The sequence below is a fragment of the Chitinibacter sp. S2-10 genome, assembly GCF_046530675.1.
In the GTDB taxonomy this organism is placed as follows: domain Bacteria; phylum Pseudomonadota; class Gammaproteobacteria; order Burkholderiales; family Chitinibacteraceae; genus Chitinibacter.
In genome coordinates this window covers 1,216,902-1,241,537 of the sequence record NZ_CP172558.1, presented here as the reverse complement: position 1 = coordinate 1,241,537, position 24,636 = coordinate 1,216,902, and the positions used below count along the sequence as shown (strand labels likewise).

Below are 24,636 nucleotides of genomic sequence, written 5' to 3'. Positions count from 1 at the left end.
CTGCTAATTAATGCGCTTCATCTGCTGCACAAGCCTGTGCAGTGCAACATGAATCTCGCTCAAGCGGCCTTACGGATATGCACCAAATGCCGCTCCGCATCGAGCCCCGGAACGCTCAGCGCATCTACCCCATCGACGTATACCCCCGCAGGCAAGCTTGCTATTTCGTCCTGGGGATATACCCCCTTTAGGGCAGCCCATTCACCGCCGTCAGCGAGCAAATGCCGGGTCCAGTTGATGAAGTCGGCGAGATCGGCAAAAGCGCGTGAGGTAATCACGTCAAACTTCGCAGCAGGCTCGACCGCTTCGACGCGACCGGTAATCACACTGACATTGGACAAACCCAGCTCAAGAATCGCCTGCCGCAGAAAAGTGGTTTTTTTCTGGTTAGAATCGAGCAAAGTCAAAGCCCAATCGGGACGGGCAATCGCAAACGGAATACCGGGCGTACCGAAACCAGACCCCACGTCGACCATGCGCAAAGGCGTTGTCGGCAAGAACAACAACGGCGCCAGCGAATCGAGTAGGTGATGAGTCACCATTTTTTCCGGCTCGCGAATCGCAGTCAGGCTATAGACCTTGTTCCATTTTTGTAGCAAAGCCACGTAGGCCAGCAATTTGCTTTGTTGCGCAGCATCCAGCGGCAAACCCATTTCAGCCAGCCCTTGCGCCAGCATCGCCGCCAAATGGCCATTCATTGCGTCGCTCATTGCACGTCCTTTACGGCCGACTCATCGGCAGCTGCGGCCATGCGGCTTTTCTTGATGTAAACAACCAACAGCGCAATCGCGGCCGGTGTGACGCCGGAAATACGCGAGGCAATCCCCAATGTTTGTGGGCGTTGCGTGCTCAGTTTCTGCTGAATTTCTTTTGATAAACCAGGCACTTGGGTGAAATCAAAATCATCCGGCAAGGCCACGTCTTCCAGCGTATCGCGTTTGGCGACTTCGCCTTGCTGGCGTTCGATATAACCTTGGTATTTCACTTGAATTTCGATCTGTTCGGCAACTTTCTCATCAGTCACGCCGGGGCCAGCGACTTCCAGACTCATCAGGCTTTCATAGGTGACTTCGGGGCGGCGCAATAAATCGGCCAGCGTATATTCGCGCTCAATCGCCTTACCCAAAACGCGCTCGGCCTCGGCTGCCGCCAAGATACGCGGGTTAACCCACGTCGATTTCAGACGCTCGAATTCGCTGGCGATGGCTTCACGTTTTTCGCTGAACAGTTGCCATTGCTCATCACCGACCAAGCCCAGACGGCGGCCATGTTCAGTCAGGCGCAAATCGGCGTTGTCTTCGCGTAGCTGCAAACGGAACTCGGCGCGGCTGGTAAACATACGGTATGGCTCGGTAACGCCCTTGGTGATTAGATCGTCGACCAATACCCCCAGATATGCCTCATCGCGACCCGGACACCACGGCGCTTCGTCGCGTGCATACAATGCTGCGTTCAAGCCGGCAAACAGACCTTGCGCAGCGGCTTCTTCGTAACCGGTCGTACCGTTGATCTGACCGGCAAAATACAGACCCTTGATCGCTTTGGATTCAAAACTGTTTTTCAACGCGCGTGGGTCGAAATAATCGTATTCGATCGCATAACCTGGGCGCAGAATGCGGGCGTTTTCCAAGCCTTCAATTGATTGCAAGGCAGCGAGCTGAATATCGAAGGGCAAGCTGGTCGAGATGCCGTTCGGATAAAATTCGTTGGTGTCCAAGCCTTCGGGCTCAAGGAAAATCTGATGGCTGTCTTTATCGGCAAAGCGGTTGATTTTATCTTCGATACTTGGGCAATAGCGCGGGCCGACGCCTTCGATTTTGCCGGTAAACATCGGGCTGCGATCAAAACCGCTGCGGATAATATCGTGCGTTTTCAGGTTGGTATGCGCGATCCAGCATGGCAATTGTTTCGGGTGCATCTCGCGTGTGCCGCGCAGTGAAAACACTGGCTCGGGCGTGTCGCCTGGCTGAATGCCAAGCACGTCAAAATTGATCGTTCGCCCGTCAATGCGCGGCGGCGTGCCGGTTTTCAGGCGGCCAACGGGTAGCTGTAATTCGCGCAGTTTTTGCGACAAAGTGATCGACGCCGGATCGCCAGCGCGACCACCGACGTGGTTTTCGAGGCCAACGTGGATTTTGCCGCCGAGGAAAGTGCCTGCAGTCAGCACAACGGCGCTCGCGCGAAATTCGATGCCGATTTGCGTGACCGCGCCGACGACTTTGTCGCCATCCAGAATCAGATCGTCAACCGCTTGCTGGAATAGATCGAGGTTTTCCTGATTTTCCAGCATATGGCGAATTGCCGCTTTATAGCGCACTCGGTCAGCTTGCGCGCGCGTCGCACGGACTGCCGGGCCTTTGCTCGAATTGAGTGTTTTGAACTGGATGCCGGACAGATCGGTCGCCAGCGCCATCGCGCCGCCGAGCGCGTCGACTTCCTTGACCAGATGACCTTTGCCGATGCCGCCAATCGACGGGTTGCAGCTCATCTGCCCCAGCGTTTCGATATTGTGCGTGAGCAGCAAGGTTTTGCGCCCCATGCGCGCGCTGGCGAGCGCAGCTTCGGTACCGGCATGGCCGCCACCAACGACAATCACATCATAACGATCAGGGTAAAGCATGGCACAGGGCCCCAAACAGCGGTAAAGGGGCAATATTCTACGCTAAAACAGGGACTTGGTGTGAGAGGCGCAGCAAGACGATACGCTTGAATTTTTGGTCATTTTCAAATACCGCCCAGACGTATAACACCACAAGCCATAGTTACCGTAAGCCACAGCCATATACCTATAGCAGATTATGGCCACCGCTTAAGCGTGAAAAATCTTCGCGGCCTCAAGTGCTGCGCCAATGATGCCGGCTTCATTCTTCAGCGTTGCCGCGACCAGCTCGCAGCGCAGGCCTTTCATTTCGGGAATGAATTTGTCGGCCTTTTTACTGACACCACCACCGACAATGATCAGATCAGGGGAAAACAAGAGTTGCAAATGCAGCAGGTAGGCATTGAGCCGCGGATTGTATTCTTTCCAGCTCAGATCTTTGTCTTCTTTGACTTTGGCCGAGCAATATTTTTCGGCAATCATGTCTTTCGGGAAAATCAGATGCCCGAATTCGGTATTGGTGATCAGCTCGCCATTAACAATCAGCGCGCTACCGATGCCGGTCCCCAAAGTAATCACGATGGTTTTGCCGCCGCGCCCCTTGGCTGCGCCAAACGTCACTTCGGCCAAACCCGCCGCATCGGCATCGTTCAGGATGATTAAGGGCAAGCCCGTCGCCGCAGCGAGGATTTGTTGTGCAGGTGCATTGAGCCAGGTTTGATCAACATTGGCCGCCGACAAGGTTACGCCATTGTGAACAATCGCCGGGAAGGTGCAGCCTATCGGCCCGCTCCAGTGAAAGTGCTCGACAATCTGCTTGACCACAGCACCCACCGCTTCCGGCGTGGCAGGCTGTGGCGTCGCGATCCGGTGGCGCGGCGCGGCAAGCTCGCCCGTATCAATATTGACCGGAGCACCTTTGATGCCGGTACCGCCGATATCGATTCCCAGAACAATGCGTGTCGTCATGAATAAGTCTTCAACAAAAATTAGATTCTAAGGCAGCAAGACGCCAACATGCTTAAGGGGAAACGCTGCGCAACTGGATCAGCCGCGCCTTGTCAGCCTCGGCCTTTTCACGGATTTTGACCGCATCCTGATCCTGACGTGTCAATGATTCATTAACCGACTTGATCTCGTCTCGATTTAGATCAAGTTCGGTCTGCAAATCGGCGGGAATCGGTTTTTTGGCCTTGTTAAGGCGTTCGGCCTGTTGATTTAATCGCTTGTGCCTCTCCTGCAAACTGTTCAGCCGCAGCTTATTGGTTTGCTGTGCGGCAGCCAGTGCTTCGAGCTGACGATCACGCAGAATATCGACCTCTTCAGGTTTGGAGAACGATTGCAGCAGGGCTTTATCCTTGCGGCGCTGCTCGGTCAGCTGCTTCTGTTTTTCACGCTCGGCAGCACGTTCGGCCTCGCTGAGATTGCTGCCCGTGTTGCGAGCGCGCCCCTGTTTATCCAGCTCGGTCAGCTCCTTGGATTGGCCTGATGGCGGCTTGTCACTGTACTGAACCTTGCCATTCTCATCGACCCAGCGATAAAGCTGAGCCGCTTGCGCGCTCAGCACCGTTGTGAAGAACATCACTAAAACAATGAAATGCCGCATGGATTAACCCTGTTGAAACGCCGAAATTCTGTTAAGTAACCGTACAAAAGTTTTGGTCCGAGGCCACCCCGTCCTGCAAGGCACCGCGCGACGCCAGTACACACGTACGGCAAGGCGAGGTAACGTGTGGCGTAGCTTGGCAACTTGTTGCCTTAGCGTAGCCCATGGCCTTAGGCCAAAGCTGGAAAACTTTTGCTTGCCTACTTAAACCCCATATTTCGCACGATATTGTTGAACCTTGTCCAGATTCTCGGCCATCCCGTCCTGCCCGGCAAGAAAACCCAGCAAATCCTGCAAAGATGCAATAGGAATCACCGGAATGCCAAATTGTTGTTCGACTTCCTGTACCGCTGACAGCTCACCTTGACCGCGCTCCATTCGGTCAAGTGCGATCAGTACACCCGCGGGCTCAGCACCTGCGGCACGAATCATGTTCACCGATTCGCGCACCGATGTACCGGCCGAGATCACATCGTCGATGATCATCACGCGGCCTTTCAATGGCGCACCGACCAGAACACCGCCTTCGCCGTGATCCTTGGCCTCTTTGCGGTTAAAAACAAACGGTACATTATGACCGGCATTGGCCAAAGCCACTGCGGTGGCTGATGCCAAGACAATGCCTTTATAGGCAGGCCCGAACAGCACATCAAACTGAACTTTGGACGCCAGCGCCGCTTGCGCATAAAAACGCGCCAGCTCACCAACCGAAGTGCCATCGCTAAACAGCCCGGCATTAAAGAAGTACGGCGAGTTACGACCCGCTTTGGTGATAAAATCGCCAAAACAGAGCACTTTCTGTTCGACGGCAAAACGGATGAAATCCTGACGGAAGTCGCTCATGTCTGATTCCTGCTCTTCGTGAAGTTTGTAAGCATTTTACCATCAAGGATAAACCCAGTGCGCATCATTTCGGCCAATCTGAACGGCATCCGCTCGGCAACGAGCAAAGGTTTTTTCAACTGGCTGGCCAGTCAGAATGCCGACGTCATCGGCGTGCAGGAATTGAAAGCCCAAGCAGCCGACCTCAAACCCGAGCATACGCCTGACGGCTATCACGCCTATTTTCATTATGCAGAAAAGAAAGGCTATAGCGGTGTTGGCCTGTATTGCCGCAGCGAGCCCGACGAAGTGATTACCGGGCTGGGCATTGCCGATATTGATGCTGAAGGCCGCTATCTGGAAGTGCGTTTTGGCAAGCTGTCGGTGGTCTCCTTGTACCTGCCTTCCGGTTCATCATCGGAAGAGCGGCAGGATGTGAAATTCAGCTTTCTGGATCGTTTCTGGCCGCATCTGGAAGAATTACGACAATCCGGGCGCGATGTCATCGTCATGGGTGACTGGAATATCGCGCATAACGAAATCGATCTGAAAAACTGGAAAGGCAATCTGAAAAATTCGGGCTTTCTGCCTGAAGAGCGGATGTGGTTCACCAAATTGCTCGCCAGCGGCTGGCGTGACACCTGGCGCACGCTGTACCCCGAAATCCCCGGCTACACCTGGTGGAGCAATCGCGGTCAGGCTTATGCCAAGGACGTCGGCTGGCGGATTGACTATCAGATTGCGACGCCTGCACTCGCGGCCACCGCCACTGCGGCCAGCATATACAAAGACGAAAAATTCTCGGATCACGCGCCGCTAATCGTTGATTACGACTACAGCATCGAATCACAAGCAAACATACACACACCGTGTATTGCCATAGAAAACAATTAAAACAATAGCTGCAGCCATATACCCATGAATATCAATCACTATCTTGCCGTGTTTAATAATCGCCGCATCGCTGCGGCGATGTTTCTGGGTTTTGCCTCGGGCTTGCCGCTGGCGCTGACCGGCTCGACACTGCAGGCCTGGTTATCGGATGCCGGTCTCGACATCAAAACCATTGCCTGGTTCACCTTGGTCGGCCAGCCGTATACATGGAAATTCCTCTGGTCGCCGCTGATTGACCGTTTCCCGATGCCCTTTCTGGGACGGCGGCGCGGCTGGATGTTGCTCGCGCAATTGGCGCTGGCCGGAGCCATTGCATTTATGGGTGGGCTTGATCCGAAAACGCATCTGGCGACGTTTGCCGTACTCGCACTACTGGTCGCATTTTTCTCCGCAACGCAGGACGTCGTCATCGACGCCTATCGAACCGAAACGCTGCATCAAGCCGAGCGTGGTGCCGGCGCTGCCGTTGGTGTTTTCGGCTACCGGATGGCGATGCTGACTTCAGGTGCGCTGGCGCTGATTCTGGCCGATGGCCACTTGAGCTGGCAGCAAACCTACTGGGTGATGGCGGCCATCATGGCCGCCATGGCACTGGTCACGCTGTTTTCGCCCGAGCCTGAAGTACAGCACCAGCCGCCACGTTCGCTGCGCGAAGCGATTATCGAGCCGCTGCACGAGTTTTTTAGCCGCGACGGCGCGATTTTGCTGCTGACTCTGGTCGTCGCCTACAAACTGGGCGACGCGTTTGCCGGCAGCCTGTCGACCAAATTCCTGCTCGATATGGGTTACGTAAAAACGCAGATCGGCTCGGCCAATAAAGTGTTCGGCATGATCGCAACGATTTTTGGCGGCTTTGCCGGTGCGGTGCTGATGCTGCGCTGGGGGCTGTACCGCTCGCTTCTGGTCTTTGGCGTATTGCAAGCACTGACGAATCTCGGCTACTGGCTGATTGCGCTGCACGGCGCGCCGAGTTTGCCGCTGCTGTATTTTGCGATTGGCGGCGAAAATCTGGCGGGCGGAATGGGAACAACCGCTGCGGTCGCCTTGCTGATGAGCCTGTGCAACCCGCGCTTTACCGCGACACAATTTGCGCTGCTCTCAGCGCTCGCTGCTTTTGGCCGCGTCTACGTCGGCCCGGCTTCGGGCTATCTGGTCGTCGCGCTGGGCTGGGCGAATTTCTTTGTTTTCTCGGCGCTGGTCGCATTGCCGGGCTTGGCGCTCGTTGTGTTCTTGCGCAAAACCATCAGCAAGCTGGATGCGCCGGAGCCGGTTCCGACAGAGGATTAAACCCGATGCTAACGGCAAGACTTGCTGAATTGTAGCATACTTAGGTCTGACACAATGCCAACACGGGGAATAAAATGAACGAAAAGGCGGTAGAAATTGGTGCTGTACAAATCAATTCCAGTGAAATTAAAAAATACTGGGTTGATGGCGAGTCAGGCGACGAGCGGAAAAATCGGCTTTACAATCAGGAAAATAACTACCTTGGCAGCGTATTTTCAATGCTGGTCGCTGGCTTGATCAGTACGTATCTCCTACGAAAAAAATCCCCTGCCAAAAAATACCTGCATATCAAAACCGAATCGAATGAATATTGCTTTTCAGAAGATGAAATCAATATCAATGAGGCTCTTGGCAAGCTCAATTAAACGCGTCAGGGGCGATTGATGCGACGTCATCAAGTATCTGAAATCATCGCCATCACAGCCTCCAACCCACTTACACCACAAGTCATTGACTGAGCCGGGAGAGAGCTCAATCCGGATAGGTCTGTCGCCAGTTGATACGGCTTGCAACCCAGCAGGATTCGACGGCTTCGCCGGCCAGTTGCGATTGAATGCGCTGCAGGCTTTGTGCCGCCAGCGCTGCACTATCCTGTACGACGGAATTGATGGCGCGAGGCATGCAGTCGAGTAGTCGATGATCATCAAAACTCATCAAATGTTGCGGCGCGGTTTTGAAATGATCCAGCTCGTTCATAAACTCAAGCACACCCTCCAGCAGCGAGATGGATGCACAGAAAATGGCCTCCGGATAGCGGCCGAGCTGCGTATAACATTCCGCCATCATCGAATAACCGCTGTGTTGCTGATAATTACGATGCTTGATCAGTTGCGGATCAGGCGCCAGCCCGGCGGCCTGCCAGGCCTTTTGATAACCGGCAAGGCGATCAACGCTGGGCGATAAACTCATCTGTCCGCCAAAATACGCGATCTCCCGAATGCCGTGCGCCAGCACTGTTGAGATCAGCTCAAAAACCTGCTTTTCAGCATCGCTGACGACAAAAGGCAAATTGCTGTCTATCACCCGACGGTCAAGCAGCACCAGCGGCATCCGCTTGGCCCATTTGGCATACAGCTTGGCATTGTTGGAACAGGGCACCAGCATCAGGCCATCGACCTGTCGCGCCAGCAATTGTTCGACCGCCCTGATTTCCATTTCGGCATCATCATTGCTGCTGACGACAAATAGTTGAAAACCCGCATCGCGGCACAAGGGCTCCAGCGTTTGCGCCAGCATGGCGTGGGCGAAGTTGGTCAACTCGGGAATCACCAGACCCAATGTCCCACTGCGTCGCGAGCGCAATAAACGCGCCGAAGCCGAAGGCTGGAAATGATGTTCGGCTGCGATCTGCTGCACACGCTCAACCGTCGCTGCGGCAATGCGGTATTGTTCGGCACGACCGTTCAGAATCATGCTGGTCGTGGTTTTTGACACCCCGGCCAGTTGTGCAATATCGGCAATCGTCAAGCGCTGATAGGCAGTCATGCCTGCTCCAAAAAGCCGATGCCAGTATTGACTGGCATCGGGGTTTAGCGGCCGTTGGATTTGAGGATTTTATTGTTTCACCAGATCCAAAGGCACCGGAATGAATTTATCTACCGCTTCGCCTTTACTCAGTTTCAAAGCGGCATCAACGCCCATTTTACCGATCAGTTCCGGTTTTTGTTGCACTGTTGCAGCCAGTTGACCCGCTTTCACCGCATTGACAGCATCCGGCGTGGCATCAAAACCGACCACGACCACGCCTTTGAGGCCAGCCGCTTCAATCGCTTTAAGTGCACCCAGCGCCATTTCATCGTTATGTGCAAACACGCCTTTAACATCTTTATTGCCCTGCAGGATGTTTTCCATCACGGTCAGGCCTTTGGCGCGGTCAAAATCAGCCGCTTGTTTCGCCGCCAGTTTCACATCTGCCTTGCCATCAATGACCGAGTGGAAACCCTGACCCCGTTCACGGGCTGCTGATGAGCCTGGAATACCCTCCAGCTCGACGATATTGCCTTTGCCGCCAATTTTTTCCAGCAGGAAATCCGCTGCCATTTTGCCGCCAGCGACATTATCCGACGCGATATGGGCATTCACTTCGGCGCCGTTGACACTGCGATCAAGCGAGACGACTTTGATGCCGGCCTTCAGAGCTTCCTTGACGACACCGGCCACTGCGCTGGAGTCAGTCGGGTTAATCAGAATGACCTGTACTTTTTTCTGGATCAAGTCTTCGATATTCGAAATCTGCTTGGCCGAATCATCCTGTGCATCCACCGTAATCAGCGTGACGCCCTGAGCTTTGGCTTCTGCATCTGCACCATCGCGCAAGGCGACAAAGAACGGGTTGTTTTGCGTTGAAATGGCCAGGCCAACACTGAGCGTAGCGCTTGCTGCGGCTGCCGGTTCGGAAGCGGTCTGGGTTTCTGGGCCTTGTTTCGAGCAGGCAATCAGACCGGTTGCGAGCAAGCCGATCAGCAGGGGGGACAAAATGCGTTTCATGGTTGACTCCGTTTGTTTAAAAAGAAAGATAACTAAGTGCTTAAGCAAAAGTTTCCGCGCATTGTTGCTTCGCCTTGCCGTACTACCTGTACTGTCTACGACTTCGCGCCTCGCAGGACGGGGTGGCCTCGGGCCAAAACTTTTGCACGATTACTTAGGGTATTTGCCTGAAGGCCATGCTGTTTTTAGGCTGCATAGCAATACCTCTTATTTTTTGTTCGCACGATCGAGCAATACCGCCAGCAGGATCACGACACCTTTAATCACTTGCTGGTAGAACGACGACACGCCCAGCAAGTTCAAACCGTTATTCAGAACCCCGATCAGCAGCGCACCAACGAGTGTGCCGAAAATCCAGCCACGGCCACCAGTCAGACTGGTGCCGCCCAGCACCACCGCAGCAATGGCATCGAGCTCATAGCCGGTTCCCGCCGTAGGCTGTGCCGAATTAAGCCGCGACGTCAGAATCATGCCTGCTGTTGCAGCCATTGCACCGGACAAGGTGTAAACCCAGATTTTGATGCGATCCGTTTTAATACCCGACAGGCTGGCAGCTTCTTCGTTACCCCCGACGGCATACACATGACGGCCAAAAACGGTGCGTTTGAGCACAAACCAGAATACGACGAACATCACCCCCATCATGATGACCGGCACCGGGATAAAACCGGCGACATAGCCACCGCCCAGCATGGCGAAAAAGTCACTATCAAGCCCGGTAATCGGACGACCTTCGGAAAAAACCAGCGCCAGACCGCGCAAAATCGTCATCGTTCCCAGCGTCGCGATAAATGGCGCAACCTTGCCCTTGCTGATCACCAGACCATTGAGCATCCCCATGCCAGCCCCTGCCAGAATACCGACACTGGTAGCGACCACAGGGTCGATACCATGACTGAGCATCAGCGCAGTAAAGACGGACGACAGCGCCAGAATCGACCCCACCGACAAATCGATTCCACCGAGCAGAATGACCATCGTCATGCCGAATGCAATCAGCGCATTAATCGAAACCTGACGGAAAACATTGAGCAAATTACCAACAGTCAGAAAATCCGCGCTGGTGACGGCCAAGCCGGCGACCAGCACCAGTAGCGCCAGAAACGGACCCAATTTTTGTAGTGTGGCCTTTTGATGGACATTCATTTCAAACCTCCTGTTGCAGCAGTCATGATGGTTTCGGCGCTGGCCTGACTGAAAATGCCAGCCTGTCGCCCCTGATGCATCACCAGAATCCGGTCGCTCATTGCCAGCACCTCGGGCAATTCGGAAGACACCATGACGATAGCAACGCCGGACTGCGCCAATTCATTGATGATTTGATAAATTTCGGCCTTGCCGCCCACATCGACACCGCGTGTTGGTTCATCGAGAAACAACACTTTTGGTGCAATGCCCAGCCATTTGGCAAACACGACTTTTTGCTGGTTACCGCCAGAGAGCGATTTGACTTCCAGCTCGGCATCACGCGTCCGGATATGCATCCGCTCAATTTCGCGCTGCACTACCGCCATTTGCTCGGCATGATTGATGACGCCAAAACGGGCATATTTGGACAGATTGGCCAGCGTCGCGTTTTCGCGCACCGACAAACCCAGTACCAGCCCCTGGCTTTTACGGTCTTCGGTGACAAAACCGATTCCCGCCTCAATCGCTTCGCCGGGCGAGCTGACGTTCAGCGGTTTGCCATCGAGCTCTATCGTGCCGGACACTTTGCGGTTGATGCCGAAAATGGTTTTCAGGATTTCACTACGCCCGGCGCCCATCAAACCGGCAATGCCGAGTACTTCACCGGCGCGCACGTCAAATTCAATGCCGCTGATGCTGGCGTCGGCCAGATTGGAAACCTTGAGGCGAATTTCGCCCAAGGTGGCATTGCGAACCGGGAAACGGTCGCCAATTTCGCGCCCCACCATCATGCGGACGATTTCATCAAAATCGGTATTGGCAATCTCGCGTTCACCGACAAATTGCCCGTCGCGCAAGACTGAAATCTTGTCGCAGATTTTGAAAATTTCTTCCATCCGGTGCGAGACATACACAATACCGACGCCACGTGCTTTCAAATCGGCAATGATGCCGAACAATTTTTCGGTTTCACGTTCGGACAAGGCGGCGGTCGGCTCGTCCATGATCAGTGTTTGCGCGTTAAGTGACAGTGCCTTGGCAATCTCGACCATTTGCTGCTGGCCGATCGACAGCTTGCCCGCTTCAATATCAGGGTCGAGATTTTCGATGCCGAGCAGTTTGAGATATTCCAGACATTTCGCACGCATTTTGATCGTGTTGATAATGCCGAAATGGCGCGGCTCACGCCCGAGAAACATATTTTCCATCACCGACAATTGCGGAATCAGATTGAGCTCCTGATGGATAATGGCAATTCCGAGTTTTTCTGCATCGCGGGTATTTTTAATCAGGGTATGCTTCCCATCGACAGCAACCGTGCCGGCGTCAGCCTGATACACCCCGCAGAGAATTTTCATCAGCGTAGATTTACCTGCGCCGTTTTCACCCATCAGCGCATGGATTTCACCACGATCAAGGGCAAACTCGACTCCTTCGAGCACCTTGACTGGCCCAAAGGCCTTGCTGATACCGCTCATTTGGATCAACATGGCAACCCCCTAAAAAATGACACCCGAATACAGCACAATATTGGCGTACGGGCTGGCTTCACCGGTACGGATAATGGCGCGGGCATGGTGTGTCAGCTGTTTGAATTGTTCATGCGGAACAAACTCGATCTGCACGCCCTGTTTGGCCATACTCGCCGCCTGCTCGGCCACCGCCGGATTTTTACTCTGGCATTCGCTGGCCAGCACAGCACGCTCGACCTGAAAGTCAGCCAGAATGCTATCTAGCGTATCGAAATAAGCAGGCGTACCCAGACGCAACGACAAATCAATACATTCGATGTGCTCAGGCACTGGCAAGCCACAATCGGCGATCACAATGCAATCGGTATGCCCCATACTGGCGAGGACGCGAGCGATGTCGCGATTCAGATGTCCCAGTTTTTTCATGCTGCACCTCCCTGCGCGGCCAGAAAATCAAGCAATTGCGCCTTGCTTGGCATTCCCCCTTGCGCTCCGGCTTTGGTCACCGACAAAGCGGCTGCGGCGCAGGCCATACGGCTAGCCTCAGGCAAACCCAAATCCCAGAAAGCCACCAAAGCGCCGTTAAACGTGTCGCCCGCGCCTGTCGTATCCAGCGCAGTCACTTTAAAGCTGCGTTGTTGCTGCAAAACGCCAGCAGCATCGCAATACCATGCGCCATCGGAACCTGCCGTCATCAAAATTTTGCCAGGGCTTTGCTGCAATGCCTGACGCCACTCGCTTTCGGGCAAACCCAGCGCCATACCAAGCTCAAATTCATTGGGAGTAAGTAAGGCCACCTGATCCAGCAATGCATCATCGAGCCGCATGGCCGGAGCCGGATTCAAAATAAAGGGTTTGTGATGTCGCTGCGCCAGCTCTGCGGCTTTCCTGATCGTTGCCAGCGGGGTTTCCAGCTGGGCAATCACCACATCCGCATCGGCAAAAGAGCTTTCTGCCGCTTCAATATCGGCAGGGCTTAAGCAGGCATTGGCGCCGGGAACGACGATAATCGCGTTATCACTGCCCGCCAGTGTGATCATGGCAATCCCGCTGGCGGTAGCCGGGCTGACCTTGATCCAGTCGGTGTTGATCCCTTCGTTTTTCAGTGCGCTGGTGAGTTCACGTCCAAAAGCATCGTCACCGACCCGGCCTATCATCGTGACCTGAGCACCCAAGCGTGCAGCAGCCACAGCCTGATTAGCGCCTTTTCCGCCGTGATACGTTGCAAAGCTTTGTCCCAGCAAAGTCTCACCGAGGCGCGGGTATTGTCCGACCTGGGCAACCAGATCCATATTGATACTGCCTACCACCAGAACCTTATTCATCGCTTCCCCCAAACTAATCCGGTTTAGCTGCAACAATTACTGCAATATGATCATGCTAAACCGTTATCAGCAACGCGGTTTGATTTATATCAAAGCTATGTAGTTAAAATATATACACTACATCCCTGATGCGGAAAAACCTTAGCGTCTGCTGGTGCAGGGTTTACTGATCGCGCTTGCTGATTTTTTGGCCTGAGATCAGCAACAAAAACCGCCAGATCTGCAGAGCCATTTTTGCGGCGGCAAGATGTATAGGAGCTTAGATAATGAGCGCCCTAAATAATTGATCAATATGAGAATAAGTTTGCCGAATGGCAGGTATGGAAAGAATGGCAGTGGATTCGTCGAAAACAGCGATTACGCGTCGCAAAGCTGCCATAGCTGCTGTTCGTCACAATAAAACGCGGGTAATTGCGGAGTTTCACCGGCGATCCAGCGTTTTTTATCGGCAGCGGAGCGTTGTTTGATCGCGTATTCGAGCTTGAGCGCGATGCTGCGATTGGCGCACGGCAAAATCAATTCAAGCGATTCGGGCGGATGAGCACGGGTGTATTTGGCGCCTTTGCCCGCCTGATGCGCAGCAAAGCGTTTGGCAACATCGATGGCAATGCCGGTATACAGGCTGCCGTCGCGGCAGCGCAGGATATAGACAAACCAGACCTGCATCGAAGTCCTCCTGAAATTCGCCCGGAGCTCACCGCGCTGACTGCGCCCTTGCTCCAGATCGGAACCATCAAAACTGCCATTTTTGTCGAAACGACTTCGGCAGACTATGCTCAACAGAGCTCATCCGCTTGTGACTGTCCATTAGCGGATAGTTGAAAACTCATCGCGAATGAACGGAAACGGGATGCAACGGGGGTTTGCCGCCCATTTGATTCACACTGCCGACCAGAAGATTTTGACATGAATGATATTGAACAACAGCCGGATATTGCCGTTTTTCTCGCCTCATCCGTGCATGACATGAAAAACTCGCTGTGTCTGCTGGGGGGTACGCTGGAGCAGCTCATCGAACAAAGCCCACCGGACAAACCCCACCATTATGACCCGTTATCCAGCATGCTTTACGAAGTAAAACGCATCAATGACAACCTGATGCATTTGCTCACACTGTACAAAATGGGCAATCAGCTCTACCCATTTGATTCCCACCCACAGGCACTGGCTGATTTTTGCAATGAGCTATTGCTGCAAAACCGCACGCTATTCGATGCCCGCAAAGTCGCACTCGAAGTCACGGTGGCGCAGGGTCAGGAGTGGCATTTCGATGCGGATCTCATCAATGGCGTCATCAGTCATGCGTTGAACAACGCGGTCAAATACACCCGGGATACGGTGCATCTTTCCTTCGCCATCCAGGACAAACAACTGGAAATCCGCGTCGAAGACAATGGTCGTGGCTACCCGGATCGTCTGTTGTTCGATAGCCAGACCGAGCGTAGCGGCGTTGATTTCAGCTCGGGCAGCACTGGCTTGGGGCTGTATTTTGCAACTCAGGTTGCGCGGCTTCATCACAATCGAACCCAGTATGGTCGAGTCCGGCTGGAAAACGGCGGCTCGCTGGGCGGTGGTTGCTTTGTATTAACCTTACCCTAGGCTCTGTTGACATTTGGTTTGCGAATTCCGTTTGCGCTGGTTTTGGCCTGAAACAAGGCGCGGAGCCAGCCGCATAGTCGCTCTATGCAAGGGCTTCGCAACGCAGTGTCAGGCCAAAAACAGCCAAACCCTTCGGGCTGGGCGCTTTTTTTGATGACTCGGCGTTATTAACAGCTCAAATAGCGGGCTATGTATCGCAGTTAATGCCTTGATTCATCAAAAAAATCGCTCCAGCGGAATCGTAAACCAAACATCAACAAAGCCTAGGTCTAACATGATTTTACCTCAAGACAATTTTGCCAAACTCACCTTTCTGGTGATTGATGACTTTCAGGGCATGCGTAGCTTGTTACGCGAAATGCTGCGTGAAAATGGCGCAAGCACCATCGATTTGGCGATGAACGGGCTGGATGCCATCAAGCAGCTGAGTGGTCGCAAATATGATGTCGTTCTTTGCGATTACAATCTGGGCGATGGCAAGAATGGCCAACAGGTGCTGGAAGAAGCCAAAATCAAACAGCTCATCAGCCCAACCTGTACCTGGATCATGATTACTGCGGAAAAAAGTTCGGACTGGATTATGGGGGCCGTTGAATATCAACCGGACGCCTATCTGATCAAACCGATCACCGGCGAATTATTGCTCAGCCGTCTCGACAAGATCCGTACCAAAAAACAGGCTTTTGCCGAGATCAATCAGGCCATCATCAACAAAAACTATTTGCGAGCCATTGCCTTATGCGACGCACGCCTGGCGCACGACACGGCCAATGCGACCGAATTGCGCCGGATCAAAGGACAATTATTACTGGATGCCGGTGAACCGGCGCAAGCTGCAGCCCTATTCGAGGAAGTACTGGCCGAGCGCGAAATCCCCTGGGCACGAACCGGACTGGGCAAGGTCTGCTTCCTCAAAGGGGACTTTGAGGGCGCTAGCCAGCATTGCCAGCTGAGTATCGCCACCAATCGTGCCTATCTGGAAGCCTATGACTGGCTGGCCAAAGCCCAGCAACAACTCAAACAGCCGGAGCAGGCCGAAGCGACACTGGCCGAGGCCGTCAAAATTTCCCCCAACTCGGCACAGCGCCAAAAGGAACTCGGCACGTTGGCACTGCAAAGAGGGGATATGGCGCTCGCCGAGCGCGCATTTCGCAAAAGCATCCAGGTCGGCGAACATTCTGTCCAGAATGCACCGGATGCCTATCTGGGTTTTGCCAAGGTCTGTGGCGCCACCAACAAAGCCGATGAAGCACTTAAAGTCCTGGCCACCGTGCAAAAGCAGTTTTCTGATACTGAAGTCAAATTGCGAGTCAAGGCCACCGAAGGGCTGATCTACACCCAAACCAATAATCTGCAGCGCGCCAGCGAAGCCGCGCAGGAAGTCGAGCAATTATTGCAGCAATGCGCCAGCATGAAAAACGAAGCTGCAGGGCTGGAAGCTGCACAGTTACTATTGTCGACTGGTCGGGTCGAGAGCGCGGTCTCTTTGCTGCAAAATGTGGTTAAAAATAATCATGAAAACAGCACTGTCACCGGCCAGGTTCAAGCGCTGTTCAGCGCCGCAGGAATGGCCGAAGAAGGTGAACGTCTGGTCAATGACAGCCGCAAAGAAGCCGTCGAGCTGATGAACAGCGGCGTGATGCTGATGCGCGAAGGCAAGGTCGAGGAAGCCCTCAATGCCATCCGCACTGCGCGTAATACCATGCCGAACAACCCGCGTGTCCTGCTCAATTTCGCCTATGTCGCGACGATCTACATGCAGCGAAACGGGGTCAGCCCCAGCCTGATCAATGAAGCCAAAACCGCCTTGCTCGAAGCAAACCGGATTGCGCCGGGTGAAAAACGCTTTGCCCAGCTGCAAGAAGCGTTAAGCGCATTGCAATAAACACTGATCGTCTGAACAACAAAAATGCCATTCGCTGTCGCTGCGAATGGCATTTTTCATCACCGCACCGCATACGCGGGCTGGTTCAGTTTTTCGGCATGATGTTATTGAATACGTATTGCACACCTTTCACTTGTTCGGCAATCATCCCGGCTTGTGCCATCTGTTCGCCGCTATCAACGCTGCCGTCGATGGTCACATCGACTTTGCTCGGGTTTTTCTTGTCATTGGCGCCTGTGACTTTCAGGTCAAAGGCTTTCAGCGTCGCGTCGGCATCCAGTGCCACTTTGACTGCTTTCGCAATTGCAGCTGCATCAGCCGCCGGTTTTTCAGCCGGTGCAGGTGCCGCCGCTTTTTGTTCTGGCACTGAGCTGCAGGCCGTCGCCAAAACAGCAACTGTCAATAATGTCGCAATCAATTTAATTTGTTTCATGGCTTTATTCATCCTAAGGAAATCAAAAAATTAGCTACTTGGGGCTTTGTTCTCAGCGATTCTATGAGCAATACATTACAGAATTGTTTAATTCCCGATCCGCGACACACTCAATACGATTCCAGTCTTGTTAAACTGAGGCTCATTACTGCCAGAAGCCGCCCACTATGCTGCCCGACGATTTCACGCCCTCATATACCCCCATTGGGAATATCAACACAGAACATATTCTGATTGCCCTACATAAAGATACCCTGCTTTGTTCTGACAGCGCATTGGCCGGTACCACTCAGTTAAGCCCCTTGGGCGTACCTGAGTACGTGATCGTCATCGGCCACTGGCAAGGCCAGCCGGTACAAATGGCGGCCTGGGAAGGCGAACTTGATTTACCAGCCGATGTTGCAGCACTCGAACTACGTGCCGCTTATTCGCTGATCGGTGAAACGCTGTGGCTGCTCGCCGGACGCGCGAGCCAGATCGCGACTTTTTACCGGACGCACCGCTATTGCGGCGTTTGCGGCAGCGCAATGCGGCGACTGGAGGAAGAAGCCGCGTGTGAGTGCACCGGCTGCGGCCATCGCGTCTGGCCACGAATTTCTCCGGCGGTGATGGTGCTGATCCGACGTGACACCGAAGTATTGCTCGCACGCTCGCCGCATTTTCGCGCCGGGATGTACAGCGCCGTCGCCGGTTTTGTCGAACCGGGCGAAAGTCTGGAGCAATGCGCGCAGCGCGAGGTTCTGGAAGAAGTCGGTGTACGGATCAAAAACCTGCGCTGGTTTGGCAGCCAGAGCTGGTCTTTTCCGCATTCGCTGATGCTGGCTTTTGTCGCCGATTATGATTCGGGTGAAATCGTCTGCCAGCAGGGCGAGATCGAGGATGCACGCTGGTTTGACCTGGCCGCACTCCCCGAAATGCCGAGCCGCTATAGCCTGGCGTGGCGACTACTTGATGCGGCGATTCGGGGCGAGTTCACCACTTAAAACTTGTGGTCAGGAGCCTGCGCCCACATTCTAATTTTTGCGCAACACCAGCGTCGCCACCCCACCGGCAATCAGCCCCCAGAATGCCGAGCCGATGCCGAACAGCGTCAGCCCTGAAGCCGTCACGACAAAAGTGATGATCGCTGCTTCGCGCTGATTTTCTTCACGCACCGCCAGCGCCAGTCCGTTACCGATGATATTGAGCAAGGCCAGACCGGCAACGACCAGCACCAGCTCCTTCGGAAAAGCCGCAAACAGCGCAGCGACCGTCGCGCCAAAAATACCGACGATGACATAAAAAAATCCGGCGGCAACAGCGGCGACGTAGCGTTTGCTCGCGTCTTCATGCGCGTCACGTCCCATGCAAATCGCTGCGGTAATCGCGGCCAGATTGATCGCAAATGCGCCAAATGGCGCCAACACAATCGTCGTGAAACCGGTCCAGCTGATTAATGGCGAAATCGGCGGATGGTAATGATTGGCGCGCAGTACCGTCACACCCGGCACATTCTGCGAAGCCATTGTCACCATAAACAGCGGCAAGGCAACGCTGGCCAGCGCCTGCCAGCTTAAGTCAGGCGCCGTCCAGACCGGCTTTGCCAGCTCAAACGAAATACTCCCCATACGTAATTCTCCCTGAGCAGCAGCAAATAAAGAGCCAGCGAGCAATACCCCCATGATTGCATAACGCGGCTGCCAGCGCCGTAAAATCAGGTACACCGCCATCATGATCAGCGCCAGCACCAACTGGCTCTGCAGCGCAGTGAATGCGCCAAAGCCGAAACGCAGCAAAACACCCGCCAGCATGGCCGAAGCCAGCGCCTGCGGAATGCGCTGCATCGCGCGCTCAAACCAGCCAGTGACGCCCATCAGCAAAATCAGCAAGCCCGATACCATAAAAGCACCAATCGCTTCGGACATAGTCACGCCAGCCACACTGGTCACCAATAACGCCGCGCCCGGTGTTGACCAGGCTGTGACGACCGGAACGCGATAGCGCAACGACAGACCGATGCAGCTCAAGCCCATCGCCAGCCCCAGCGCCCACATCCATGACGCAATTTGTTCGGGAGTCGCGTGCAGCGCTTGTGCCGCCTGAAAAACAATCGCCGCCGAGCTGGTAAAGCCGACCAGTACGGTGACAAAACCGGCGACCAGCGCTGAAAACGAGAAATCATTAAAAAGACGCATGCAATGCCCCAAAAAGTTCGCCTTTATTCTGGCGGTTTTACCGGGCAGCGGCAAACACAGATCGGTTGAAATTACACCAGAACATTTGGTTACAGCTTGCCCCGTTGACGGCTTTCGAAAGCAAGGGGCATGATCAACAACATGAAAGCCCATTACAGCTACCTCATCGCCCTTCATGCCCACGCTGCTGCGTGGCTGCTAGCCGCTCCTGCGCGCTAGCTTTTGCCTATTTAATAGGCATCGTTACCGCGAAAACAGCCGCGGCAGGCGATCCCTCCTCGGTCATGTTTTTGCAAAACCCAGAGGAGAAGCAGAATGTTCAGCCGTATCACTCACCGTTTCAACCCATTTCAAGTCGGCGTTGTACTCGCCATTTTCGCCGCAACCGGCTTTGCCGCCAAAGCCATTTTCGTCAAGCTCGCGTATCGCCACGGCGTTGACGGCATCACGCTCGTCACCATGCGGATGCTTTGCGCATTCGCTTTGCTGCAAATCGTCCGTCTGTGGCGCAACAATGATCAGCAGCCACTGACGCGGCAAGAAAAATGGGCGCTCCTCGGTTTGGGATTGCTGGGTTACTACCTGTCGAGCACGCTGGATTTTCTCGGGCTGCAAAGCGTCAGCGCCAGTTTGGAGCGGCTGGTCTTATGCCTCTACCCGACTTTCACGGTGCTGTTAAGTGCGCTGATTTTTGGCTCGCCCATCAGCCAGCGGATCAGAATCGCGTTGCCAATCACTTATGTCGGCATCGTGCTGGTGCTTTTACCCGATCTCTATCAGGCCAAAGCCGACTGGATCGGCGTGCTGCTGGTTTTCGCCAGCACGCTGTCATTTGCGCTGTATATGGCGCTGAGCCCGAAAACGATCAAACAGGTCGGCTCAATGCGGTTTACCGAGCTGGCTTTATCGGTATCGAGTGCCGCAGTCGTGCTCCAGTTTGTGCTGACCCGGCCTTTAGCCTCGCTGGCACAGCCCGCCCCGGTCTGGTTTTACGCCATCTTGATGGCGGTTTTCTCAACGATCCTGCCGGTGTATGCGACCAATGCCGCATTGGCTCGAATTGGCGCTGGCCGTACCGCGTTGATCGGCAGTTTTGGTCCGGTACTGACCATCCTGTTCAGCCTGGGGTTACTGGGCGAGCAGTTGAGTATCGTGCAATGGCTGGGTGCTGCGATTGTTTTATCTGGCGTCTACTTAGCCAGCAAACCAGCCTGAAAGGGAAATTTCTGCTATCACGGTAAACAAATACACTTGATTTGCTTTGCTTAAATGTCGTCCAATCGGGCGATCACTTCAGGCAGTTTATGCTTGACCATCATGCCGAACAGGTTTGGTCACAATGAACAGTTTTTCCAGAATCGATTCAGTTAGGGCGGCGTCTTCGGGCATCGCTGCTAACTCGCAAACGCAGAACATGCACGAAAGGCTCGATGCCCCCAAGCTGACTGCGGATGCGATTCTGGCTGCGCCCAAACCGCATGAACGCATTCCCCCTACCGAAAGAATCGTTGCGATCGGCACCTCAGCGGGCGGTACCAAGGCACTGGAAGTCGTCCTGCCCGGCTTGAAAAAAACCTGTCCCGGCATTGTCATCGTCCAGCATATGCCCGAGAAATTCACCGCCGCTTTTGCAATGCGTCTTAACCAGCTGAGCGCCATCGAAATACGTGAAGCACGCGACCGGGATTTGGTCACTCCCGGGTTGGCGCTGATCGCGCCGGGCGGCAAACACCTGCTCGTGCGGCGCAACGGCCTGAAATATTATGTCAACGTCGTCAACGGCCCTATGGTTTGCCGTCACCGCCCGTCAGTCGATGTGTTATTCCGTTCGATGGCTTGTGCGGCTGGCCGAAACGGCGTGGGTTACATTCTGACGGGAATGGGTGATGACGGCGCCAGAGGAATGCGTGAAATGTTTGATGCGGGCGCGCAAACCTTTGCGCAGAATGAAGCCAGCTGCGTGGTATTCGGCATGCCCAAGGAAGCGGTACGGATGGGCGGAGTCCGCGACCAATTACCGCTGGAACGGGTGGCCGATTCGATTAACCGACTGTATGCACTATAAAATTGGCAGACGGCCAGCATCGGCAGATTGCACGTGCTACCGACTGTAATATGGAGTTAAAACCTGATGCCGGACACCATTAAATTTGCGTTTGAAGATCTTGGCAAACGAGATTTATCCGCCGAACGCCAACTGATCCAGCAATACAATCAGCTTGCAGGCCATCAGCAGGAAGAAAAAAAAGCCCTGCTCAAGCAAATTTTTGCACTGGCCGATGAAGTCATTTTCAGTGGTCCATTGCGCATTACAGGTGGGCAACTGATCCGGATCGGCCGCAAGGTCTTTATCAACCAGAATGTTGAAATCGCCGCAGCGGCACCGATTACAATTGGTCACCACACGCTGATCAGCCCCAATGTCCAAATCCAGACCGCCACGCATCCGGTTGACCCGACCGAACGCCAACGCTGGGCGTTCTGGGCCAAACCGATTACCATCGGCGCCAACGTCTGGATTGGTGCCAATGCAATTATTTGTCCCGGCGTGACGATTGGCGACCATAGCGTCATCGGCGCGGGTAGCGTGGTCAGCCGCGATATTCCGGCTTGCTCGCTGGCGGTGGGTAATCCGGCGCAGGTCGTTCGCCAACTCGATTCACCTGACGAAACTACGCTTTATGAGAAGAATCCCTAATCATGCTTGATAAATTAACCGCACTTTTCAGCAAAGCCCCCGATCTGCCCCGCGCAGAGCCCGAACTGGTCGACGCTCTGGTCGAGATTGCCAATCCGAATATCAAGCTGGCGCGCAAATATCAGGAAAGATTAAGCAACTACGTTTACTGGGCTGGGCAGCATGCAGCGCGTTTTGCCACACAATGGCCAACACCGCAGGCCTTGAATATTGAAAACTGGCGAGCCCAGCGCATTCTGCAACTCCTGTTTGCTACGCCAGCGCGCATGGGCGAATTGATCGGACAGAATCAGCAGCTGTATCGCTGGTTTGCCAGCCATCCGTTTATCGACTCGGCCTGCGTGGTTTTTACCGCCAATTCAATCCAGAAAATGCGTTACGGCATGGTCGAGGAAGGCGGGCAAATCCGCCAGGATGTGCCACAGCAAGTTTTGCAATTTAATGAATACCGGGTCAGCACGCCGTCCGAATCATTAGCCGATTTACTGCAAGCGGGTCCTAGGCGGATTCTGGAGCTGGTCGCCATGCAGGCCAATATCGGTATTGCCCGACTGGAAGCCGAAAAAGTCCGGCTCGACGACGAACTACTCAATGCCCGCACGATGTTGAGAATGGCCGAAGCGCATAGCCCGCAATACACGCACCAGCAAAACCGCATCGAACAGTTGACCGAGCAATTGCAGCAAAACAGCAGTGCGCGCAGCCCTGATGCGCTGTGCGAGCTTTTGATCACCGAGCTGGCTGCGACGCCCGATATTCTGACACTGGAAAAACAGACGCTACAGGTCAACCCGCTGGGCGTGATCGCCAGCGGTATGGGTGATGAACAAGCGATGGAAATCAGTGAACTGGTTTTGCAGCGCAGCGAGCCTGTCCGTAAACTGATGATGATTTTCGAAGTGCCACGTAGCTTGATGCAGGCACCGACGGCAGCCCCAGCCTTTACCGGCGATGCACGTTTTTAAACCAGCAGCTCGCAGGCTTGGCAAAGCGTCAACCCAGCAACTCTCTCATTCAAACAAATAAACCATGAAAAACTTTCTTCTTGCGAGCCTGCTTCTCAGCCCATTCGCGGTGGCAAACGCCGAATTCAACCAGATCTTTCGCTGCCCCAATGGTGAAGTTTTTCAGCTGCGTGCAGCGAGCAAGCAATCCATGCTGTTCGAATCCACGCTGTTTCAACCGCAACCGAGCGTGAACCGCCGCACGCTGCCTCAAGTCGAAAGTGCATCGGGCGCCAAATACAGTGATGGCAGCTACACCGTCTGGATCAAGGGTCAGCAGGCTCAATTGCTGGCAGGTGACACGGTACTGGCCAGCGATTGCAGCGCCCTGCCCGATGACGAGCCCTTACTGCCGATTCGCGACAGCCATGGCGGCATCGTCTTTATTCCACCAGATCGCTGGCTCGCAGGTGAAGTCAAACTGATACGCAGCAGCGGTGCGTCAATCAAGTTGTATGGGCAGAATGCCAGCGAGCAGATCGAATATCACCTTCAGGGCGCCAATGGTAGCAGTGCCCCATTGCTCAAGCTATTCACTTTCCCGGCGCCGCCGCTGATAACACCATCCGCTACGCTGCCCGACAGCACCCTACTGCTTGGCAATGACGGCCAACGCATTTATCTCGCCCAGATTGCGCAAAACAACCCGTTTGATCAGGGCAGCGCCGCAGGCAAACAATTTGCGAAGCTGCAAACCTCCGAACTGGAATTGCGGCGGGGATTTACGCTGTATGGCCTTATCGTCAATCAGGCAGCGCAAACGCTCAGCATCAATATCATCCGCCCCAAACAGGCGATTCGCGCCGGTGCCGAACTGACCATCGAGTTGAACGATCTGGACGATCCGGGCATGAACGGGCAGACGCTGGTCAAGCAGAGTCAGATTTTGCCCGCCGGCCAGCCGAAAGCGGCGAAGCTGCGTTTTGATCCGGCGAGCATCAATCCGGCGCACCGTCTGACGGTCAGCGCCAAAATCCGGCAGGGCAATCAAGTCATCATGTCCAGCGAAGCCGTACCCGTTCTGACACAAGGTGCTGGCCGCGAAGTCACACTGACATTAATACCCAGGGTATTGCCATCAAAACAACAAGGAATATAACTTACGAGCCCATACCCAAACAGGTATGGGCTTTTTTGTTTCCTCTCAATCATTGCAATGCCGACATCCAGTGCGGGAATGTCCGAATGTTTAAGTGCCACGCACGCGACTAGGATAAACACGA

Annotated in this window: 25 protein-coding genes; 11 read left to right on the top strand and 14 right to left on the bottom strand. The window is 54.3% G+C overall.

Annotated elements, in window-relative coordinates:
- Nucleotides 1-59: 59 nt before the first annotated feature.
- The 5 genes from rsmG to pyrE form a co-directional block, all read right to left on the bottom strand.
- Nucleotides 60-710: a 16S rRNA (guanine(527)-N(7))-methyltransferase RsmG gene (rsmG, locus tag ACG2XO_RS05940; RefSeq protein WP_410499899.1), complete on the bottom strand. Its 651-nt coding sequence runs from the start codon at nucleotides 708-710 to the stop codon at nucleotides 60-62.
- A complete protein-coding gene (gene mnmG / locus ACG2XO_RS05935) occupies nucleotides 707-2,620 on the bottom strand; it encodes a tRNA uridine-5-carboxymethylaminomethyl(34) synthesis enzyme MnmG (protein WP_410499898.1) in 1,914 nt (637 codons plus the stop codon). Before mnmG ends, rsmG begins: the two co-directional genes overlap by 4 nt.
- 189 nt (nucleotides 2,621-2,809) lie before the next feature.
- Nucleotides 2,810-3,568, bottom strand: coding sequence for a polyphosphate--glucose phosphotransferase (gene ppgK / locus ACG2XO_RS05930; RefSeq protein WP_410499897.1), 759 nt, complete (start codon nucleotides 3,566-3,568; stop codon nucleotides 2,810-2,812).
- A 52-nt stretch (nucleotides 3,569-3,620) separates the two neighbouring features.
- The gene (locus ACG2XO_RS05925) at nucleotides 3,621-4,205 is read right to left on the bottom strand and encodes a DUF4124 domain-containing protein (RefSeq protein WP_410499896.1); all 585 of its coding nucleotides are present in this window, start codon (nucleotides 4,203-4,205) and stop codon (nucleotides 3,621-3,623) included.
- 204 nt (nucleotides 4,206-4,409) lie between these two features.
- A complete protein-coding gene (gene pyrE / locus ACG2XO_RS05920; protein ID WP_410499895.1) occupies nucleotides 4,410-5,048 on the bottom strand; it encodes an orotate phosphoribosyltransferase in 639 nt (212 codons plus the stop codon).
- A 57-nt stretch (nucleotides 5,049-5,105) separates the two neighbouring features.
- On the opposite strand from pyrE, the gene ACG2XO_RS05915 reads away from it, so the two are divergent.
- From ACG2XO_RS05915 to ACG2XO_RS05905, 3 genes are all read left to right on the top strand, one after another.
- Nucleotides 5,106-5,921, top strand: a complete 816-nt coding sequence (locus ACG2XO_RS05915) for an exodeoxyribonuclease III (protein ID WP_410499894.1) — start codon at nucleotides 5,106-5,108, stop codon at nucleotides 5,919-5,921.
- A 24-nt stretch (nucleotides 5,922-5,945) separates the two neighbouring features.
- The gene (locus tag ACG2XO_RS05910) at nucleotides 5,946-7,208 is read left to right on the top strand and encodes an AmpG family muropeptide MFS transporter (protein WP_410499893.1); all 1,263 of its coding nucleotides are present in this window, start codon (nucleotides 5,946-5,948) and stop codon (nucleotides 7,206-7,208) included.
- Between the two features lie 74 nt (nucleotides 7,209-7,282).
- On the top strand, nucleotides 7,283-7,573 hold the full coding sequence (locus tag ACG2XO_RS05905) for a hypothetical protein (RefSeq protein WP_410499892.1): 291 nt from the start codon (nucleotides 7,283-7,285) through the stop codon (nucleotides 7,571-7,573).
- A gap of 106 nt (nucleotides 7,574-7,679) precedes the next feature.
- Here ACG2XO_RS05905 and ACG2XO_RS05900 read toward each other — a convergent pair whose 3' ends face one another.
- From ACG2XO_RS05900 to ACG2XO_RS05870, 7 genes are all read right to left on the bottom strand, one after another.
- Nucleotides 7,680-8,693 carry a LacI family DNA-binding transcriptional regulator gene (locus ACG2XO_RS05900; RefSeq protein ID WP_410499891.1) on the bottom strand — a complete coding sequence of 338 codons (1,014 nt, stop codon included), beginning with the start codon at nucleotides 8,691-8,693 and terminating at the stop codon, nucleotides 7,680-7,682.
- Nucleotides 8,694-8,762: 69 nt separating this feature from the next.
- Nucleotides 8,763-9,695 (bottom strand): D-ribose ABC transporter substrate-binding protein, encoded by a 933-nt coding sequence (locus ACG2XO_RS05895; protein WP_410499890.1) that lies wholly within the window; start codon nucleotides 9,693-9,695, stop codon nucleotides 8,763-8,765.
- Nucleotides 9,696-9,902: 207 nt separating this feature from the next.
- Nucleotides 9,903-10,841 (bottom strand): ABC transporter permease, encoded by a 939-nt coding sequence (locus tag ACG2XO_RS05890; RefSeq protein WP_410499889.1) that lies wholly within the window; start codon nucleotides 10,839-10,841, stop codon nucleotides 9,903-9,905.
- Nucleotides 10,838-12,313 (bottom strand): sugar ABC transporter ATP-binding protein, encoded by a 1,476-nt coding sequence (locus ACG2XO_RS05885; RefSeq protein WP_410499888.1) that lies wholly within the window; start codon nucleotides 12,311-12,313, stop codon nucleotides 10,838-10,840. Before ACG2XO_RS05885 ends, ACG2XO_RS05890 begins: the two co-directional genes overlap by 4 nt.
- Before the next feature lie 9 nt (nucleotides 12,314-12,322).
- Nucleotides 12,323-12,721, bottom strand: a complete 399-nt coding sequence (rbsD, locus tag ACG2XO_RS05880) for a D-ribose pyranase (RefSeq protein ID WP_410499887.1) — start codon at nucleotides 12,719-12,721, stop codon at nucleotides 12,323-12,325.
- Nucleotides 12,718-13,620 (bottom strand): ribokinase, encoded by a 903-nt coding sequence (rbsK, locus tag ACG2XO_RS05875; RefSeq protein WP_410499886.1) that lies wholly within the window; start codon nucleotides 13,618-13,620, stop codon nucleotides 12,718-12,720. Before rbsK ends, rbsD begins: the two co-directional genes overlap by 4 nt.
- Nucleotides 13,621-13,977: 357 nt before the next feature.
- Complete coding sequence (locus ACG2XO_RS05870) at nucleotides 13,978-14,286, bottom strand: GIY-YIG nuclease family protein (RefSeq protein WP_410499885.1); 309 nt, start codon at nucleotides 14,284-14,286, stop codon at nucleotides 13,978-13,980.
- A gap of 240 nt (nucleotides 14,287-14,526) precedes the next feature.
- Here ACG2XO_RS05870 and ACG2XO_RS05865 point away from each other — a divergent pair, with 240 nt between their 5' ends.
- Together ACG2XO_RS05865 and ACG2XO_RS05860 are read left to right on the top strand one after the other, a co-directional pair.
- Nucleotides 14,527-15,219 (top strand): sensor histidine kinase, encoded by a 693-nt coding sequence (locus ACG2XO_RS05865; RefSeq protein WP_410499884.1) that lies wholly within the window; start codon nucleotides 14,527-14,529, stop codon nucleotides 15,217-15,219.
- Nucleotides 15,220-15,493: 274 nt separating this feature from the next.
- Nucleotides 15,494-17,104, top strand: a complete 1,611-nt coding sequence (locus ACG2XO_RS05860) for a response regulator (RefSeq protein WP_410499883.1) — start codon at nucleotides 15,494-15,496, stop codon at nucleotides 17,102-17,104.
- Nucleotides 17,105-17,189: 85 nt separating this feature from the next.
- On the opposite strand, the gene ACG2XO_RS05855 is transcribed toward ACG2XO_RS05860, so the two are convergent.
- Nucleotides 17,190-17,537, bottom strand: coding sequence for a BON domain-containing protein (locus tag ACG2XO_RS05855; protein WP_410499882.1), 348 nt, complete (start codon nucleotides 17,535-17,537; stop codon nucleotides 17,190-17,192).
- A 167-nt stretch (nucleotides 17,538-17,704) separates the two neighbouring features.
- Between ACG2XO_RS05855 and nudC the strand changes: the two genes are divergently transcribed.
- Nucleotides 17,705-18,520, top strand: coding sequence for an NAD(+) diphosphatase (nudC, locus tag ACG2XO_RS05850; protein ID WP_410499881.1), 816 nt, complete (start codon nucleotides 17,705-17,707; stop codon nucleotides 18,518-18,520).
- Between the two features lie 30 nt (nucleotides 18,521-18,550).
- On the opposite strand, the gene ACG2XO_RS05845 is transcribed toward nudC, so the two are convergent.
- A complete protein-coding gene (locus ACG2XO_RS05845; RefSeq protein ID WP_410499880.1) occupies nucleotides 18,551-19,711 on the bottom strand; it encodes a benzoate/H(+) symporter BenE family transporter in 1,161 nt (386 codons plus the stop codon).
- Between the two features lie 315 nt (nucleotides 19,712-20,026).
- On the opposite strand from ACG2XO_RS05845, the gene ACG2XO_RS05840 reads away from it, so the two are divergent.
- The 5 genes from ACG2XO_RS05840 to ACG2XO_RS05820 all read left to right on the top strand — a co-directional run bounded on the left by ACG2XO_RS05840 (nucleotide 20,027) and on the right by ACG2XO_RS05820 (nucleotide 24,512).
- Entirely contained in the window at nucleotides 20,027-20,926 is a 900-nt protein-coding gene (locus tag ACG2XO_RS05840; protein WP_410499879.1) for a DMT family transporter, read from the top strand.
- Between the two features lie 124 nt (nucleotides 20,927-21,050).
- Complete coding sequence (locus tag ACG2XO_RS05835) at nucleotides 21,051-21,776, top strand: chemotaxis protein CheB (RefSeq protein WP_410499878.1); 726 nt, start codon at nucleotides 21,051-21,053, stop codon at nucleotides 21,774-21,776.
- Between the two features lie 66 nt (nucleotides 21,777-21,842).
- The gene (locus tag ACG2XO_RS05830) at nucleotides 21,843-22,409 is read left to right on the top strand and encodes a sugar O-acetyltransferase (RefSeq protein ID WP_410499877.1); all 567 of its coding nucleotides are present in this window, start codon (nucleotides 21,843-21,845) and stop codon (nucleotides 22,407-22,409) included.
- 2 nt (nucleotides 22,410-22,411) lie between these two features.
- Complete coding sequence (locus ACG2XO_RS05825; RefSeq protein WP_410499876.1) at nucleotides 22,412-23,374, top strand: hypothetical protein; 963 nt, start codon at nucleotides 22,412-22,414, stop codon at nucleotides 23,372-23,374.
- A gap of 64 nt (nucleotides 23,375-23,438) precedes the next feature.
- The gene (locus ACG2XO_RS05820) at nucleotides 23,439-24,512 is read left to right on the top strand and encodes a YbaY family lipoprotein (RefSeq protein WP_410499875.1); all 1,074 of its coding nucleotides are present in this window, start codon (nucleotides 23,439-23,441) and stop codon (nucleotides 24,510-24,512) included.
- Nucleotides 24,513-24,636 lie beyond the last annotated feature (124 nt).